This window comes from Enterobacter sp. YSU (genome assembly GCF_016082135.1).
In the GTDB taxonomy this organism is placed as follows: Bacteria; Pseudomonadota; Gammaproteobacteria; order Enterobacterales; family Enterobacteriaceae; genus Enterobacter; species Enterobacter hormaechei_C.
Genome location: NZ_CP059487.1, coordinates 4,801,446 through 4,818,077 on the forward strand (window position 1 = coordinate 4,801,446; position 16,632 = coordinate 4,818,077).

General features: G+C 56.2%; 15 protein-coding genes and 1 pseudogene. 13 read left to right on the forward strand and 3 right to left on the reverse strand.

Annotation, left to right across the window (positions count from 1 at the left end; translation table 11 throughout):
• Positions 1-480 precede the first annotated feature (480 nt).
• Positions 481-1,434 carry a nickel/cobalt transporter gene (locus tag H2Z33_RS23095; protein ID WP_047062209.1) on the forward strand — a complete coding sequence of 318 codons (954 nt, stop codon included), beginning with the start codon at positions 481-483 and terminating at the stop codon, positions 1,432-1,434.
• A gap of 33 nt (positions 1,435-1,467) precedes the next feature.
• Here H2Z33_RS23095 and proP read toward each other — a convergent pair whose 3' ends face one another.
• The gene (proP, locus tag H2Z33_RS23100; RefSeq protein ID WP_015570231.1) at positions 1,468-2,970 is read right to left on the reverse strand and encodes a glycine betaine/L-proline transporter ProP; all 1,503 of its coding nucleotides are present in this window, start codon (positions 2,968-2,970) and stop codon (positions 1,468-1,470) included.
• Between the two features lie 646 nt (positions 2,971-3,616).
• Here proP and kdgT point away from each other — a divergent pair.
• Positions 3,617-4,609, forward strand: a complete 993-nt coding sequence (gene kdgT / locus H2Z33_RS23105) for a 2-keto-3-deoxygluconate transporter (RefSeq protein ID WP_017694692.1) — start codon at positions 3,617-3,619, stop codon at positions 4,607-4,609.
• A 33-nt stretch (positions 4,610-4,642) separates the two neighbouring features.
• Here kdgT and H2Z33_RS23110 read toward each other — a convergent pair whose 3' ends face one another.
• Positions 4,643-5,521 (reverse strand): diguanylate cyclase regulator RdcB family protein, encoded by an 879-nt coding sequence (locus H2Z33_RS23110; RefSeq protein WP_023295782.1) that lies wholly within the window; start codon positions 5,519-5,521, stop codon positions 4,643-4,645.
• Positions 5,518-7,872 carry a clamp-binding protein CrfC gene (crfC, locus tag H2Z33_RS23115; protein WP_063135436.1) on the reverse strand — a complete coding sequence of 785 codons (2,355 nt, stop codon included), beginning with the start codon at positions 7,870-7,872 and terminating at the stop codon, positions 5,518-5,520. The genes H2Z33_RS23110 and crfC overlap by 4 nt, the downstream gene beginning before the upstream one ends.
• A gap of 591 nt (positions 7,873-8,463) precedes the next feature.
• Between crfC and H2Z33_RS23120 the strand changes: the two genes are divergently transcribed.
• The 11 genes and pseudogenes from H2Z33_RS23120 (at position 8,464) to phnK (ending at position 16,604) form a co-directional block, all read left to right on the forward strand.
• Positions 8,464-8,799 (forward strand): zinc ribbon domain-containing protein YjdM, encoded by a 336-nt coding sequence (locus H2Z33_RS23120; protein WP_003860206.1) that lies wholly within the window; start codon positions 8,464-8,466, stop codon positions 8,797-8,799.
• An 80-nt stretch (positions 8,800-8,879) separates the two neighbouring features.
• The gene (gene yjdN / locus H2Z33_RS23125) at positions 8,880-9,311 is read left to right on the forward strand and encodes a VOC family metalloprotein YjdN (RefSeq protein ID WP_017694695.1); all 432 of its coding nucleotides are present in this window, start codon (positions 8,880-8,882) and stop codon (positions 9,309-9,311) included.
• Between the two features lie 173 nt (positions 9,312-9,484).
• Entirely contained in the window at positions 9,485-10,273 is a 789-nt protein-coding gene (phnC, locus tag H2Z33_RS23130) for a phosphonate ABC transporter ATP-binding protein (protein ID WP_003860210.1), read from the forward strand.
• Between the two features lie 23 nt (positions 10,274-10,296).
• Positions 10,297-11,313, forward strand: a complete 1,017-nt coding sequence (gene phnD / locus H2Z33_RS23135) for a phosphonate ABC transporter substrate-binding protein (protein WP_032672102.1) — start codon at positions 10,297-10,299, stop codon at positions 11,311-11,313.
• A gap of 117 nt (positions 11,314-11,430) precedes the next feature.
• Positions 11,431-12,170, forward strand: a pseudogene (gene phnE, locus H2Z33_RS23140) (phosphonate ABC transporter, permease protein PhnE).
• Positions 12,171-12,190: 20 nt separating this feature from the next.
• A complete protein-coding gene (gene phnF, locus H2Z33_RS23145) occupies positions 12,191-12,916 on the forward strand; it encodes a phosphonate metabolism transcriptional regulator PhnF (protein ID WP_006810434.1) in 726 nt (241 codons plus the stop codon).
• Positions 12,917-13,369: a phosphonate C-P lyase system protein PhnG gene (phnG, locus tag H2Z33_RS23150; RefSeq protein WP_032668800.1), complete on the forward strand. Its 453-nt coding sequence runs from the start codon at positions 12,917-12,919 to the stop codon at positions 13,367-13,369.
• Positions 13,366-13,950 (forward strand): phosphonate C-P lyase system protein PhnH, encoded by a 585-nt coding sequence (gene phnH, locus H2Z33_RS23155; RefSeq protein ID WP_045339387.1) that lies wholly within the window; start codon positions 13,366-13,368, stop codon positions 13,948-13,950. Before phnG ends, phnH begins: the two co-directional genes overlap by 4 nt.
• Positions 13,950-15,014, forward strand: a complete 1,065-nt coding sequence (locus H2Z33_RS23160; protein ID WP_032646905.1) for a carbon-phosphorus lyase complex subunit PhnI — start codon at positions 13,950-13,952, stop codon at positions 15,012-15,014. The genes phnH and H2Z33_RS23160 overlap by 1 nt, the downstream gene beginning before the upstream one ends.
• Positions 15,007-15,852 carry an alpha-D-ribose 1-methylphosphonate 5-phosphate C-P-lyase PhnJ gene (gene phnJ, locus H2Z33_RS23165; protein ID WP_023302939.1) on the forward strand — a complete coding sequence of 282 codons (846 nt, stop codon included), beginning with the start codon at positions 15,007-15,009 and terminating at the stop codon, positions 15,850-15,852. Before H2Z33_RS23160 ends, phnJ begins: the two co-directional genes overlap by 8 nt.
• Entirely contained in the window at positions 15,849-16,604 is a 756-nt protein-coding gene (phnK, locus tag H2Z33_RS23170) for a phosphonate C-P lyase system protein PhnK (RefSeq protein ID WP_015570221.1), read from the forward strand. The genes phnJ and phnK overlap by 4 nt, the downstream gene beginning before the upstream one ends.
• Positions 16,605-16,632 lie beyond the last annotated feature (28 nt).

Consider the following 16,632-nt stretch of genomic DNA (forward strand, 5'->3'; position numbering starts at 1 on the left):
TTTGATGCTCAATGAATTAAACTTCGTAATGAATTACGTGTTCACTCGTTGAGACTTGGTATTCATTTAGTGTCCGAGGACATTAAGAATCCATGTCACTTTGAGTGCCCACACAGATTGTCTGATAAATTGTTAAAGAGCAGTTGCGACGCGCTTCAGCGCTCTGTCGCGAGGTGGCGTATATTACGCTTTCCTCTTTCAGAGTCAACCCGTTATTTCAGGATTTTTTCTCTTCAACCGACCGGGTTATCTGTGAAGTGATTCACATCCGCCGTGTCGATGGAGGCGCATTATAAGGAGTTCCCGAGCGACCGCAACAGAAAAGTTGCAAAAAAATGACTGACTGCTGTATTCCCCAGCAAAACCCCGCCTTATACCTTTTTACGCACAGACTTATCCACAATCTATTGACGATCCCGGTGTGATCCAACGATTTGAACACTATACTAGCGGCAAATATTTCTCTCGCGGGCCAACCTCATGACGACACAACGACTTCAACGTGACTGGCGTATCCCAACCGCCGGGCTCGCCATGCTGGTGTTACTTATGGCAGGTTTTGCACTGCATACGCACTGGAATGCTTTTATTCAGTGGTGCCTCGCCACCCAGATCACCCTGCACCGATATCTGGTGATGTATCTGCTGCAACTTAATAATCATCAGTACAGCGGTGGGCTATGGTTGTTAACCGGTGCGTTTCTTTATGGTGTACTCCATGCCGTTGGACCTGGGCACGGCAAATTTATCGTTACCACGTATCTCACCACCAATAAAGAGAGCCAGCTCGCGGCGCGCGTCGTACCGTTTATCGGTAGCATGATGCAGGGCGTCAGCGCGATCGTCTTTGTCTTTATCCTGGCGGTTGGATTGAACCTCGCGTCAGGAGATATCAGCACCAGCCGTTGGTACGTCGAGAAAATCAGCGCCGTGCTGATTGCCGTCTTCGGCGCGTTTATCATTTATCAGGCGCTCAGCAGCCTGCGTCCGCGCAAAATGGCGATTAGCGCCATCAAGCCGCTTCACCAGCATAATGAACGCTGTGGCTGCGGCCATCACGGCGTAGGGGTGGATCTGACTAAAAGCGACTGGAAAACCCGTCTGGGCGTGGTGCTGGCCATTGGCGCACGCCCGTGCAGCGGGGCAATTATGATCCTGATGTTCTCGAATGCGCTCGGTATTATTAGCTGGGGGATTGCTGCTGTGATGACAATGTCGCTGGGCACGGCGCTGTCGATTATGGGGCTGTCGCTGGCAGTACGTTACGCTCGTGAACGCACAGTAGCCTGGTTTGGCGGCGGCACGTCCCTGAACTGGGTAATGCCGATGGTCAAAATTGCCGGAGGGATTGTTCTGATACTGTTCGCGACGATCCTGTTCCTGACGGTGATCCCCGTCAGCGCCGGCGGCGACTATATTGCCGCAGGATGCTAATAAAAGAAAACCCGCCAGCGGCGGGTTTTTTTATCACTCGTTAATTCGCGGATGCTGATCGACAAGGCGAGAGCGTTTTGTCTGGAGCGCCTCAATCTCTGCGTCAATATCTTCAATCTTCTGCTCTACATTATCGTAGTGCTCACGCAGGATCTCTTTCGCTTCCTGAATATCAGACGCCGCAGGCGTTGCCCCTTTCAACGGACGATTCGCCGTCTCCTTCATGGTAATACCGGTAATCAGGCCGATCACCGCAATGACCATCAGATAGTAAGCAGGCATCATCAGGTTCTGCGTGCTCTCCACCAGTGAAGCAGCAAGCGTCGGCGTCAGGCCCGCAATCAGAACGGAGATATTAAAGGCTGCCGCCAGCGCACTGTAGCGAATATGCGTCGGGAACATTGCCGGCAGCGTAGAAGCCATCACCCCGATGAAGCAGTTGAGGATCACCGCCAGCATCAGCAGACCGGCGAAAATCAGCCCCAGCACATTGCTGTTAATCAGAATAAAGGCCGGGATTGCCAGTGCGAACAGGGCGACGCTGCCGAGAATAATGAATGGCTTACGGCCAAAGCGGTCGCTCAGCAGACCCATAATCGGCTGCACAAACAGCATACCCACCATGATGGCGATAATAATCAGCACACCGTGGTCTTCCGAGTAGTGCAGGTTATGCGACAGGTAGCTCGGCATGTAGGTCAACAGCATGTAATAGGTCACGTTGGTGGAAATCACCAGACCAATACAGGTCAGCAGGCTGCGCCAGTGTTTGGTCGCAATCTCCTTGAACGACACTTTCGGGCCATCCTGTAACCCTTCACGGTCACCCTGCTCCAGCTTTTCAACGTGCTGCTGGAACGCAGGCGTCTCTTCCAGGGCGTGACGCAGATAAAGCCCAATGATGCCCAGCGGCAGCGCCAGGAAGAACGGAATACGCCAGCCCCAGTCAAGGAAGTTCTCTTCACCCACTACGGTTGAGATCAGAACCACAACCCCCGCGCCCATGACAAAACCGGCAATCGAACCAAAGTCCAGCCAGCTGCCCATAAAGCCACGTTTACGGTCCGGAGAATATTCAGCGACAAAAATCGATGCGCCGGTATATTCGCCACCAACGGAGAAGCCCTGCGCCATCTTACAGATCAACAGCAGAATCGGCGCCCATATACCAATAGTTGCATACGACGGAATAAGGCCGATACAGAATGTACTTATCGACATGATGACAATGGTAATAGCCAGGATCTTCTGGCGACCATATTTATCACCCAGCATGCCGAAGAAAAGGCCACCGAGAGGACGAATCAGGAAGGGAACGGAGAACGTACCCAGCGCAGCAATCATCTGCAAGCTGGGATCGGCACCAGGGAAGAACACTTTACCAAGTGCATAGGCCACAAAGCCGTAAACACCAAAATCGAACCACTCCATCGCATTACCGAGCGAGGCCGCTGTAATCGCTTTGCGCAGTTTCGCGTCATCAATAATGGTGACATCGCGCAGCGTGATGGGTTTTACTTTTTTCCTTCTAAGCATAGCTTTCCTCGTAGACTCAGCCCTGTCCGTTTCACAGCGCATTTTGCAAGCTGTGAACCAGAGACCCGCTCCATGCGAATCTCCTTATTCAAGCGTAGCAGGTTTACTTACATTGACGTTTTACCTCAATACAACCGAACCTGTTGACGCCTGTCTGGGCAGTTAAAGACCTTTTTACCCTACCAGCGTTTATATATGTGATCAACTTCACACATATTTTTCCTGTTCGTAAGCTGCCTTCAGCTTTTGTCAATTCACGATAAATAAGGTCATTCTAAACCCCCTTATCAAACAGATCTTAACGCCCGTTATTATTCCTCCCCAAACAAAATGCAAGCACATTTCTTCACAGCGAATTTACACAAAATTCAATTATTAACAGTGGGCAATCCTGTTTACATTCAATATGTGACGAAGATAACTAAAACGGCGTTTTATTTTAGTTGAATCACAATTCCAAAGATCGCATGATAAATCCGAACACGATATCCCAGCAGCTTTCAAATGAAGGAATGCTGAACACCTGAATTTCGCTCTACAGCATAAATAACGAATCGATTGGCCCCAAAAAAGGCAATCGTTTGAATTTGTTGATCTATTTTTTGAGCTTTCCGCCAGCCATGCGGACGAGATGTGAGGGTTAATGATGAAGATTAAAGCAACAATAGAACGCATCCCGGGCGGGATGATGCTGGTCCCGCTGGTACTTGGCGCGATATTAAATACGCTAGCCCCGAATACCGGTGCTTATTTTGGCGGTTTTACAAAAGGTATGATTACCGGAACGGTACCGATTCTGGCAGTCTGGTTCTTTTGCATCGGCGCATCAATTAACTTGCGTGCAACAGGTACGGTATTACGTAAATCAGGGACGCTGGTCATTACTAAAATTGCGGTCGCCTGGGTTGTTGCCATGATCTGTGCAATGTTCATTCCGGAGAATGGAATTCAGACCGGCTTCTTCGCCGGATTATCCGTTCTGGCCATAGTCTCAGCAATGGATATGACCAACGGCGGTCTCTATGCCAGCCTGATGAATCAATATGGCACCAAAGAAGAATCGGGCGCGTTCGTGCTGATGTCCCTGGAGTCGGGTCCGCTGATGACGATGTTGATTCTGGGTTCTGCCGGCCTTGCCTCTTTTGAACCACACCATTTTGTCGGGGCGATCCTGCCGTTCCTGATTGGTTTTGCGCTGGGCAACCTCGATCACGATCTGCGTGATTTCTTCAGCAAAGCCACCCCGGTACTGATCCCGTTCTTCGGCTTCGCGTTGGGCAATACCATCAACCTGAACGTGATTCTGGAAACCGGCCTGCTGGGCATTGTGCTGGGTGTTGCCGTCATCGTCATCACGGGTATTCCACTGATTATTGCAGACCGCGTCATCGGGGGCGGCAACGGAACCGCGGGCGTGGCCGCCTCTTCGGCCGCAGGCGCTGCGGTAGCCAACCCGGTGATTATCGCCCAGATTAACCCGGCCTTTGAACCCGTGGCCGCTTCCGCCACGGCTCTGGTTGCCGCCAGCGTGATTGTGACGGCAATTCTGGTCCCTGTCATCACGGCACTGTATGCCAGACGCTTTGGGCATGTGCCTGAGTCCCAAACAGAACCTGAAGCGGTAGAAATGCACCACTAACCCTTTCGCCCCCTCCTTAAAAAGAGGGGGCAATCACGTACCAAATATCTCTTCCACCATGCCATCCACCAGCCGTTTTGCCGAACAGAGTCTCGGCATCCCCAGCGCGACCGTTTGCCAGCTCTGCGTCACTGACCAGCTCACCGGATGTTTATCCGCCTGACACCAGTCCCCCAGCCAGCCCAGCATATCTTTATAATCAATCAGACCGGGAGAAGCGGGCGTCGTCAGCCACTGATGGTAAAAATGCCGGGTGGTGGGAGAAGCATTAATTCCCTGTGCCAGATAGTTTGCGGCCATGCTGCGCAAATTATCTTTCAGCATGGCCGCCACATCGCTATTCGCCAGACGACAGGCATCGCCAAACGCCCCCCAGCGCAACTCTTCCAGCACGATAAAACAGCGGCCAGCCAGCGACCAGCCGTCATACTGCCCGGCTCGCCAGCGGGTAAAAATTTGCTCGCTGTGCTCACCCGCCTGAACCGTCAGGCCGCGCTGCGCGAGCGCTTTCTCTTTATAGGCGGCACGCTGGTTGAAATGTGCGGAGAGCTCCTCGTACTGTTGCAACAATCCGGGCGGTTGAGGGAGGCGTGGATTCACCTGCTGGCGCAGGGCTACCAGCCTGTCGGACATACGGGTCAGCGCAAGGTGTCCGGGGTCGAGCATACCGGCCAGTTTCTCCGCCAGACCCAGCCGCAGCGCTGCATTTTCGTTGAGCATTCCCGCCATTGCCCACGGCCGCAGCCGGGTCTGCGTAATGATCTCCTGCGTCAAACGCTCACGAAATTGCAGTTGCTGTGGCCCCAGGAGGGAGTGACGTGCAGCATCCGCCCCCTGGACCAAATCGACCATAAATTTTGGATGAATACACTCCAGCGTCCGCCCGGGACCGTCCAGTAGCTGTGTTGTCATGGTTGCTCTGCCGCGAATAAGGTTTGAATATCATCGCGTAACAGTCGGGTATCTTCCTGAATCCACGCCGCAGTAGTCATACTTTGCTTCAACAACTGGCTAAGCGCCCGGGTTGAATGTTCATTCTGCTGCCGCACGGCAAGGCTATCACGCAAGCTTTCCTGTAACCCGGTCAGGCACAACGAAAACTCTGCAAAGAACGTTGCCATACCTGCCGTAACAGAGACATCGACCTGCGCGGCCAAAGCTTTACGTATTTGATCGCAAAACTGATCGATATGTTGCGTAAATTTGCCATGAAGCTGAACGATGTCGATGACATAGCGTGTGCGCGTCACGACATACTCTTCCCAGCCCCAGCCGGGATTATTGAGCCAGCGCGAGACGGTATTACGTACGCTGCCTGCCCCTGCTGGCTGACTGGCGGGAGGGGTGTCCTGCACAATGGCATCATTAAATAAGCCGCGCGTATTGAAATTAAGCTGGTTTGCCTGAAACGCCGGGAAGCTAATCCGCGCCCGAAATCCGGCATGACTGAGCTGCTCCTTAATTCGCGTCTCGATGGGTCGCATCGCCTCATTCAACGATCGGGCGAGCGTAGACTCCAGCTGATCGAAGCGTAACGCCAGCTCCCGGCCAATTCTGCTCTGCGCATTCAGCATAATCTGCTCGCATGACGCTCGGATTTTGCTCAGGACAATCTGCGCCTGCCCTTCATCGTCAAGCACCAGCTGCTGGATCGCATCCGCGTCGTCTGCACGCAAACTGGATGGCTCGCGCCCTGCTAAATCAAGAATAGACGGGCGGCTAAAAATTTCGCCCAGCGCCTGGTGAAGTTCCCCTTTCTGGCGAAGCAGGAATGCATCCGTTGCGTTAAGCGCCTCTTCAACTTCATGCTGGACCTCATCGCTCACCACGCTCTGCCGCTGACGCAGCATCGTCATATCCTCTTCCAGGCGCGCAATATTCAGCTCCAGCTCATCAAAAGCGACCGTCAGTCCCTGATGGCGAAAATCCAGGTATTCTCTGGCATTTTGCGCATAGTTCAGCAGCTTATGCGATGCCGACCGCAAAGCGAACAGCGAGGCGTTGGCGTAAGCCGCGTAAATCAGTTTGCGGATGGGCTGTTCGAACAGCGAATCCTCCCACAGCAGATCCGCCGCATGGCGAATATGGTCAATATCGTCCAGGTCGGCCGTTCGCCAGCGGCGGCCCAGCGCGGCCTCGGCAAAATCCTGTACCCAACGCTGATCCTGATGATCGGGAAGGCGCCCATGAACGTTCATCTCATAGCGGGCGCGGTTTGCCAGATAGGCCCACATGGAAGAGACCGGATAAATTTGCCCCGGAGAAATATTTCCTTTCATCAGCGTGCCGGAAATCATCGCCCGCACCTGCTCTTCATCGTCGCTGTTACGATCTTTCTGATCGAATTTGTTGACCAGGGCGTAAAGCGGCACGGATTTGCCGGCAGCCGAAATTGCCTGACGAACCTCCGCATCAGAAATAGATTTAAGCTGTGTATAGTCCATCACCGCCAGCACGGCGGAGGCGCGCGCCAGCTGCTCGCTGAGCATTTTTTGCAGGTGCGGCTGACCGGCCTCGTTCGGCCCCGGCGTGTCGAGCAGCGTCAGTTGCCCCAGGTGCGCATCCAGACCGGCGAGATGCACAAACTCCACCTCAATCACCGGAATATGTTCTATCGCGGCATACTCAGAGAACGGAAACTCCACGCCCAGCGCCTGAGACAGCCGCACCAGATCGTTCAGGCTTTTCAGACAATGAAAGATGGGCTCCGCGCCCAGGTGATGTTTTTCAAACGCCTCACCTCTTTCTATGCGCTCCAGCAGCGTATTCATGTCCTTGTCGATTTCCAGACGCCGCGCCAGCTTGCCGCGATCTTTATCGCACAGTTTTTTCTGCAACTGGGTAATCAGGGTATCGATGGGCGAAACGTGCAAAAAATGCAGCACCGGCTCCTTCTGGCCCGGCGTATGGCGGATCAGCGTGGGAAGTGCCGTCATCGGACGATTGCGGTTCGGCAGCACTTCCGTGCCCACAATCGCATTAATGGTGGTCGATTTTCCCGCTTTCATGGTACCCACAATCGCCAGCACCATTTCGAGGCGGGTTATTTTGCGTAATTCGTTATTCAGCATCGCCTGCTGAGCGTCGACACCCCGTGCGCTAAAATGTAACGGCAAAACGTTGTTATTAACGCCGCTCATCGTAGCGGCTGTGCTATCCAGCTTTGCAATCGGCATAGATTTTAATGAATCAAGATTGTTCAGAGCGAGCTGTAACAATCGTTCAGCTTCCTGGCTTAATTCAAATATGGTCTGTGTGTGCATGATAAAAGCCTTCCCTTAACGCAAATTTATTACTTTTATTAAGCCACGATGTTTTAATTATACTTTTCAGGCTTATATGATCACGTATGGAAAACATGTTCATTTAATACAACTAACTGAAGATAATGAGAATTTAAAAACCACCCTCGTAATACGTGTAAAACATCCCCTGGCCAGAAAGCCAAAAGTGAATAGACAAAACGCATTTTCAGGAAACATCAGGATATATCATCGTTATTTACCCACCAAAAAAGAGAGGTATTCCCTGGCGCCAAAAGATGTATGGCGTCAGAAAAGGATAGATAAATAACGGCTTGTTCCTTCACCTTATCCGAAATGGCACAACGTAGCAATTTGCTGTAATAAAATATTCGATACATTTAGCATGATTACGATCTCTGCCGTTCAGGGCTTAAGATTCCCTTAATTCACTGACAGTTCGTGTCATCGCTTGCGCATTTATGCGCTATTTTTATAAAACAATATCACCGACAAAAGTGGGGATTTGCGTTATACTCGCTGCCTTTTTCGGCACACTGCCGTCATTTAGCTGGCGTTTTCCAGCGTGTTAACACTTTTGAGGATACCAACATGCAACTTCCACACTGCCCGAAATGCAATTCTGAATACACCTATGAAGACAATGGCATGTTCGTTTGCCCGGAATGCGCCCATGAATGGAACGATGCGGAGCCTGCACAGGACAGCGATGCGCTGATCGTGAAAGACGCGAACGGCAACCTGCTGGCAGACGGCGACAGCGTTACCGTTGTGAAAGATCTGAAGGTAAAAGGCAGTTCCTCCATGCTGAAGATCGGCACTAAAGTCAAAAATATCCGTCTGGTTGAAGGCGATCATAATATCGACTGCAAAATTGACGGCTTCGGTCCGATGAAACTGAAATCTGAGTTCGTGAAAAAGAACTGATTGTCCCGCCCGGTGACGCTTCGCTTACCGGGCGTTCGGGAACTACACTTAACGGGCTTTTCTTACGTGAGGTAAAGATTATGCCGTTAAGTCCCTACATCTCTTTCGCCGGCAACTGTGCGGAGGCGACCGCCTTCTATCAGCAGGCCATCGGCGCAGAACTCCTCTACAAAATCACCTTCGGCGAAATGCCCAAAGACGAAAACAGCGAAGAAGGCTGTCCGTCAGGCATGAACTTCCCGGATACCGCCATCGCCCACTCTAATGTCCGCATTGCCGGCAGCGATATCATGATGAGCGATGGTCTGCCACCCGGTAGCAGCACGCAGTACGCCGGATTTACGCTGGTGCTCGACACGCAGGACGTGGATGAAGGCAAACGCTGGTTCGACAACCTCTCTGATGGTGGCAATGTCGAAATGGCCTGGCAGGAGACTTTCTGGGCGCACGGATTCGGGAAAGTCACCGATAAATACGGCGTGCCGTGGATGATTAACGTCGTTAAATCGTAGGCCACATAAGCGCAGCGCATCCGGCAACAGCGCCCGGAGACGCTGCGCTGACCGGGCCTGCGGTGATTGTCATCAAACTCCCCTCAACTCTTCAAACTCCCGCAACCAACACTTAACCTGAATGTCATATTGATGCGCCAGCATGAGGCCACATTTATCGTGAGGCCCGGCACATGCAAACTGTCATTCGCGTCGAGAAACTGAGCAAAACCTTCCATCACAACAAGGCGCTGCATGCCGTTGATCTGACCGTCCAGCAGGGCGAAATGGTGGCGCTGTTGGGGCCGTCTGGTTCAGGTAAATCAACCCTTCTTCGTCACTTGAGCGGCCTGATTACCTGTGACAAAACGCCGGAAAGCCGCGTCGAACTGTTGGGGAACACCGTGCAACATGCGGGGCGTCTGGCGAGCGATATTCGCAAAAGCCGCGCTCAGACGGGCTATATCTTTCAGCAGTTCAACCTGGTGAACCGCCTGACCGTGCTCGAGAACGTGCTGATTGGCGCGCTCGGCAGCACCCCGTTCTGGCGCACCTGCCTGCGCTGGTTCTCCCCATCCCAGAAGCAAGAAGCCTTACAGGCGCTGACCCGCGTCGGCATGGCGCATTTCGCCCACCAGCGCGTCTCCACGCTCTCCGGCGGACAGCAGCAGCGCGTCGCCATCGCCCGCGCCCTGATGCAGAAAGCCAAAATCATTCTGGCCGATGAACCTATCGCCTCGCTGGACCCGGAATCGGCCCGCATCGTGATGGAAACCCTGCGCGACATCAATCAGAACGACGGCATCACCGTGGTGGTGACGCTGCATCAGGTGGATTACGCCCTGCGCTACTGCGAGCGCATCGTCGCCCTGCGTCAGGGCCATGTGTTCTTCGATGGCGCAAGCCACCAGTTTGATAACGAACGTTTTGATCATCTCTACCGCAGCGTAAACCGCGTCGAAGAGCGCGCGCAGGCTGCTTAACGTCCCCATAACGAGGAATGGACATGAACTACAAAGCCGTTGCCGCGCTGGCCTTCACCAGCATGTTCAGCATCAGCACCCTGCTAAGCCCTGCTTACGCTGAGGAACAGGAAAAAGCGCTGAACTTTGGCATCATTTCAACGGAATCACAGCAAAACCTGAAGCCGCAGTGGGAACCGTTCCTGAAAGATATGGAAACCAAACTGGGGATCAAAGTAAACGCCTTCTTCGCCCCGGACTACGCGGGCATCATTCAGGGAATGCGCTTCAACAAAGTGGACATCGCCTGGTATGGCAACCTCTCTGCTATGGAAGCGGTAGATCGCGCGAACGGCCAGGTCTTCGCCCAGACCGTTGCGGCAGACGGCTCCCCGGGCTACTGGAGCGTGCTGATCGTGAACAAAGACAGCCCGATCAACAACCTCAACGACATGCTCGCCAAACGCAAAGAGCTGACGTTTGGTAACGGCGACCCGAACTCCACTTCCGGCTTCCTCGTCCCTGGCTATTACGTCTTCGCGAAAAACAACGTCTCCGCCAGCGACTTTAAGCGCACGGTCAACGCCAGCCACGAAACCAACGCCCTGGCCGTGGCGAATAAGCAGGTTGACGTCGCCACCAACAACACTGAAAACCTCGACAAGCTGAAGACCTCCGCGCCGGACAAGCTGAAGGAAATCAAGGTTATCTGGAAATCGCCGCTGATCCCGGGCGACCCGATCGTGTGGCGCAAAAACCTCTCCGAGAGCACCAAGGACAAGGTCTACGACTTCTTTATGAACTACGGCAAAACGCCGGAAGAGAAAGCGATTCTGGCGCGTCTGGGCTGGGCGCCGTTCCGCGCGTCCAGCGATTTGCAGCTGGTGCCGATTCGCCAGCTGGCGCTGTTCAAGCAGATGCAGGGCGTGAAGGACAACAAGGGTCTGAAGGAAGAAGAGAAGACCAGCAAAGTGTCTGAAATTCAGGCGCAGCTGGACGATCTCGACCGCCTGACCGCCGCGCTCGGCGCCATGACCAGCGTGAATAAAGCGGTGCAGTAACGCTTTTCTCCCTCTCCCTGTGGGAGAGGGCCGGGGTGAGGGCATCAACACGCACATTTCCCCCTCACCCTAACCCTCTCCCTCAAGGGAGAGGGGACTAAACCCAAAGGAGCCAACATGCAAACCATCACCCTCCCGCCGCCAAAGCGCAGCTGGTTCTCGCTCATAAGCTGGGCCGTTCTGCTGGCGGTGCTCGTTATCTCCTGGAAGGGCGCGGAGATGGATCCGCCGCCGACTTCTTCCCGCCGGACTTCAGCCAGTGGCAGGACTACCTCGGTGAAATGGCGATCACCCTGCAAATTGCCGTCTGGGGCACCGCCCTCGCCGTGATCCTCTCCATTCCGTTTGGCCTGATGAGCGCCGAAAACATCGTGCCGTGGTGGGTTTACCAGCCGATGCGTCGCCTGATGGACGCCTGCCGCGCCATCAACGAAATGGTCTTTGCGATGCTGTTCGTGGTCGCCGTCGGCCTGGGTCCGTTCGCGGGCGTGATGGCGCTGTTCATCCACACCACCGGCGTGCTCTCCAAGCTGCTCTCCGAAGCGGTTGAAGCCATCGAGCCCGGCCCGGTGGAAGGCATCCGCGCAACCGGAGCGAACAAAATCGAAGAGATCCTGTACGGCGTCCTGCCGCAGGTGATGCCGCTGCTCATCTCCTACTCCCTGTACCGCTTCGAGTCCAACGTTCGCTCCGCCACCGTGGTCGGCATGGTGGGCGCAGGCGGCATTGGCGTCACCCTGTGGGAAGCCATTCGTGGTTTCCAGTTCCAGCAAACCTGCGCCCTGATGGTGCTCATCATCGTCACCGTCAGCCTGCTGGATTTCCTCTCTCAACGTTTGCGTAAGCACTTCATCTGAGAAGCGAGGCTTTGATTTGTATGCACTTATCCAGACATCCGACCAGTTACCCCACCCGCTGGCAAGAGATTGCGGCAAAGCTCGAAGTGGAGCTGCGCACGCACTACCGCTGCGGAGACTACCTGCCCGCCGAGCAGCAGCTTGCCGACCGCTACGAAGTGAATCGCCACACCCTGCGTCGCGCCATCGATCAACTGGTGGAGCGCGGCTGGGTCCAGCGCCGTCAGGGCGTCGGCGTACTGGTGCTGATGCGTCCGTTCGACTACCCGCTCAATGCCCAGGCGCGTTTTAGCCAGAACCTGCTCGATCAGGGCAGCCACCCCACCAGCGAAAAGCTCCTGTCAGTCCTGCGCCCCGCCTCCCGCCACGTGGCGGACGCGCTGGGGATTCAGGAGGGCGACAACGTCGTTCACCTGCGCACGTTGCGCCGGGTGAACGGCGTGGCGGTCTGTCAGATCGACCACTACTTCGCGGACCTCACCCTCTGGCCCGTGCTGCAACATTTCGCCAGCGGTTCCCTGCATGATTTTCTTCAGGACGCGACGGGTATCGCGCTCAAACGCACCCAGACGCGCATCAGCGCCCGCCGCGCGCAGGCGAAAGAGAGCAAGGTGCTGGAGATCCCCAACATGGCCCCGCTGCTCTGCGTGCGCACACTCAACCACCGTGACGGCGACGTCAACGCAACGGAATACTCCGTCAGCCTGACCCGCGCCGACATGATTGAATTTACCATGGAGCACTGAATGCACTTCGAAACCTCCACTCGTCAGCGCTGGATGCGCGTGCTGGCCCACAGCCAGCCTGATGCGCTGGCTGCCCGCATGAGCGCGCTCGGCCTGACGCCGGACTACGACACGATCCGCGCGCCGGAGATCGGCCTGGTGCAGATCCAGGCACGCATGGGCGGCACCGGCGAGCGCTTCTTCGCCGGCGATGCCACCCTCACCCGCGCGGTGATCCGCCTGAAAAGCGGCACGCTGGGCTACGGCTACGTACTTGGGCGCGACAAAACGCACGCCGAGCGCTGCGCAGCGATCGACGCGCTTTTACAGGAACAGCCGCATTTTCAGACGTTAATGGAAACCCTTATTGCCCCGCTGGAAGCCGACCGCGCCGCACGCCTTGCCGCGCGTCAGGCCGAAGTGAATACCAGCCGGGTCGACTTCTTTACGCTCGTTCGCGGAGACAACGCATGACGCTTCAACCTGCTTTTACCCTGGCCGTCCAGGATGCCCAACAGAGTTTCCGTCGCCTGCTGAAAGCCATGAGCGAGCCGGGCGTCATTGTCTCGCTGCACCAGCTCTCCCAGGGCTGGCTGCCGCTGAACCTCGCCTCGACCAGCGTGCTGCTGACGCTGGCGGACAACGACACCCCGGTATGGCTGTCAGGCGCATTGCTGAACGATATCGCCAGCCAGAACCTGCGCTTTCACACCAACGCGCCGCTGGTCGAGCAGCCCCAGCAGGCGGTCTTCGCCGTGATCGACGAGCAAATCAGCCACGAAGAGCTTAACGCCCTGAGCGAAGGCAGCGCCGTCGCACCGGAAACCAGCGCCACGCTGATTTTGCAGGTCTCCAGCCTGAGCGGTGGCCGCATGCTGCGCCTGACGGGTGCAGGGATTGCCGACGAGCGGATGGTCGCCCCCCAGCTGCCGGAGTGCATCATTCATGAGCTGACCGAGCGCCCGCATCCGTTCCCGCTCGGTATCGACCTGATCCTGACCTGCGGCGAGCGCCTGCTGGCGATCCCGAGAACCACTCACGTGGAGGTGTGCTGATGTACGTTGCCGTCAAAGGGGGCGAGAAGGCGATCGCCGCCGCCCATGCCTTGCAGGCGCACAGACGCCGGGGGGATGACGCCCTTCCCGAGCTGAGCGTCGCCCAGATTGAACAGCAGTTAAACCTGGCCGTCGACCGCGTGATGACCGAAGGCGGCATCGCGGACCGCGAACTGGCGGCGCTGGCGCTGAAACAGGCCAGCGGCGATAACGTGGAAGCCATCTTCCTGCTGCGCGCTTACCGCACTACGCTTGCGAAGCTGGCGGTTAGCGAGCCGGTGAATACGGCGGAAATGCGATTAGAGCGCCGTATTTCTGCGGTGTACAAAGATATTCCTGGCGGCCAGCTGCTTGGTCCGACCTACGACTACACCCATCGCCTGCTGGACTTCACTCTGCTGGCGAACGGTGAAACACCGCAGCTCAGCGTCTCTGACGCTGAACAAGACGCCTCCCCGCACGTCTTTAGCCTGCTGGCAAACCAGGGGCTGGCGAAGGCGGAAGAGGACACCGGCAGCACACCGGATGACATCACCCGCACGCCGCCGGTCTATCCCTGTTCGCGCTCGTCCCGCCTGCAACAGCTGATGCGCGGTGACGAAGGGTATCTGCTGGCGCTGGCCTACTCCACGCAGCGCGGCTACGGGCGCAACCACCCGTTCGCGGCAGAGATCCGCAGCGGTTATATCGACATTGAAATCGTGCCAGAAGAGCTGGGTTTTGCGGTGAACATCGGCGAACTGCTGATGACCGAGTGCGAAATGGTCAACGGTTTTGTCGCGCCAGAGAATGAAGATCCGCACTTTACCCGCGGCTACGGGCTGGTGTATGGCCTGAGCGAGCGCAAGGCGATGGCTATGGCGCTGGTTGACCGTGCGCTCCAGGCGCCGGACTACGGCGAGCATATTGCAGGCCCGGCACAGGACGAAGAGTTCGTGCTGGCCCACGCGGATAACGTTGAGGCCGCCGGCTTTGTCTCGCACCTCAAGCTGCCGCACTACGTCGATTTCCAGGCCGAACTGGAACTGCTGAAACGCCTGCAACGGGAGCGCGCCAATGTCTAACTTAAGCGGCTACAACTTTGCCTATCTGGACGAACAAACCAAACGCATGATCCGCCGCGCCATCCTGAAGGCAGTGGCGATCCCCGGCTACCAGGTGCCATTCGGCGGCCGCGAAATGCCAATGCCCTACGGCTGGGGCACCGGCGGTATTCAGATCACCGCCAGCGTGATCGGCGAAGCGGACGTGCTTAAGGTCATTGACCAGGGGGCAGACGACACCACCAACGCCGTGTCGATCCGCAACTTCTTTAAGCGCGTAACGGGCGTTAATACTACCGAAAAAACCGAAGACGCGACGCTGATCCAGACCCGTCACCGCATTCCGGAGACCCCGCTGACTGAAGATCAGATTTTGATTTTCCAGGTGCCGATCCCGGAGCCGCTGCGTTTTATTGAGCCGCGGGAAACCGAAACCCGCACCATGCACGCCCTGGAAGAGTACGGGATCATGCAGGTCAAACTGTATGAGGACATCGCCCGCTTCGGCCATATCGCCACCACCTACGCCTACCCGGTGAAGGTGAACGGCCGCTACGTGATGGACCCGTCGCCGATCCCGAAATTCGATAACCCGAAGATGGACATGATGCCCGCCCTGCAACTTTTTGGCGCCGGACGTGAAAAACGCATCTACGCCGTACCGCCGTACACCCGTGTGGAGAGCCTGGATTTTGACGATCACCCGTTTACGGTGCAGGAGTGGGACGAGCCGTGCGCCATCTGCGGTTCGAAGCATAGCTATCTGGATGAAGTGGTGCTGGACGACACGGGCAAACGGATGTTTGTCTGCTCCGACACCGATTACTGCCGCCAACAGAGCGAGGCGAACAGCCAATGAAACCGCTGCTTTCGGTTAATAACCTGACTCACCTTTATGCGCCGGGCAAAGGCTTTAGCGACGTGTCGTTTGAGCTGTGGCCGGGCGAAGTGCTGGGCATTGTCGGCGAGTCCGGCTCCGGTAAAACCACCCTGCTGAAGTCCATCTCCGCGCGCCTGACGCCGCAGAATGGCGACATTTTGTATGAGGGCGTGTCGCTGTATGGCATGAGTGAAGCCGATCGCCGCCGCCTGCTGCGCACCGAGTGGGGCGTGGTGCACCAGCACCCGATGGATGGCCTGCGCCGCCAGGTGTCGGCGGGGGGCAACATCGGCGAACGGCTGATGGCCACCGGCGCGCGCCACTACGGCAACATCCGCGCCACGGCGCAGCACTGGCTGGAAGAGGTTGAAATTCCCGCCTCGCGCATCGACGACCTGCCGACCACCTTCTCCGGCGGCATGCAGCAGCGTTTACAGATTGCCCGCAATCTCGTCACCCATCCGAAGCTGGTGTTTATGGATGAACCGACCGGCGGGCTGGACGTCTCTGTGCAGGCTCGCCTGCTCGACCTGCTGCGCGGCCTGGTGGTGGAGCTAAACCTGGCGGTGGTGATTGTCACCCACGATTTAGGCGTCGCGCGCCTGCTGGCGGACCGCTTGCTGGTGATGAAGCAGGGTCAGGTGGTGGAAAGTGGGTTAACCGACCGCGTGCTCGACGATCCCCATCATCCGTATACCCAGCTGCTGGTGTCGTCCGTATTGCAGAACTGAGGGCGCGGTTGCCGGGTGGCGCTGCGCT

Coding starts and splice junctions, on each gene's coding strand:
- H2Z33_RS23095 (WP_047062209.1), top strand. CDS start 481: ATGACGACACAACGACTTCAACGTGACTGGCGTATCCCAACCGCCGGG.
- proP (WP_015570231.1), bottom strand. CDS start 2,970: ATGCTTAGAAGGAAAAAAGTAAAACCCATCACGCTGCGCGATGTCACC.
- kdgT (WP_017694692.1), top strand. CDS start 3,617: ATGAAGATTAAAGCAACAATAGAACGCATCCCGGGCGGGATGATGCTG.
- H2Z33_RS23110 (WP_023295782.1), bottom strand. CDS start 5,521: ATGACAACACAGCTACTGGACGGTCCCGGGCGGACGCTGGAGTGTATT.
- crfC (WP_063135436.1), bottom strand. CDS start 7,872: ATGCACACACAGACCATATTTGAATTAAGCCAGGAAGCTGAACGATTG.
- H2Z33_RS23120 (WP_003860206.1), top strand. CDS start 8,464: ATGCAACTTCCACACTGCCCGAAATGCAATTCTGAATACACCTATGAA.
- yjdN (WP_017694695.1), top strand. CDS start 8,880: ATGCCGTTAAGTCCCTACATCTCTTTCGCCGGCAACTGTGCGGAGGCG.
- phnC (WP_003860210.1), top strand. CDS start 9,485: ATGCAAACTGTCATTCGCGTCGAGAAACTGAGCAAAACCTTCCATCAC.
- phnD (WP_032672102.1), top strand. CDS start 10,297: ATGAACTACAAAGCCGTTGCCGCGCTGGCCTTCACCAGCATGTTCAGC.
- phnF (WP_006810434.1), top strand. CDS start 12,191: ATGCACTTATCCAGACATCCGACCAGTTACCCCACCCGCTGGCAAGAG.
- phnG (WP_032668800.1), top strand. CDS start 12,917: ATGCACTTCGAAACCTCCACTCGTCAGCGCTGGATGCGCGTGCTGGCC.
- phnH (WP_045339387.1), top strand. CDS start 13,366: ATGACGCTTCAACCTGCTTTTACCCTGGCCGTCCAGGATGCCCAACAG.
- H2Z33_RS23160 (WP_032646905.1), top strand. CDS start 13,950: ATGTACGTTGCCGTCAAAGGGGGCGAGAAGGCGATCGCCGCCGCCCAT.
- phnJ (WP_023302939.1), top strand. CDS start 15,007: ATGTCTAACTTAAGCGGCTACAACTTTGCCTATCTGGACGAACAAACC.
- phnK (WP_015570221.1), top strand. CDS start 15,849: ATGAAACCGCTGCTTTCGGTTAATAACCTGACTCACCTTTATGCGCCG.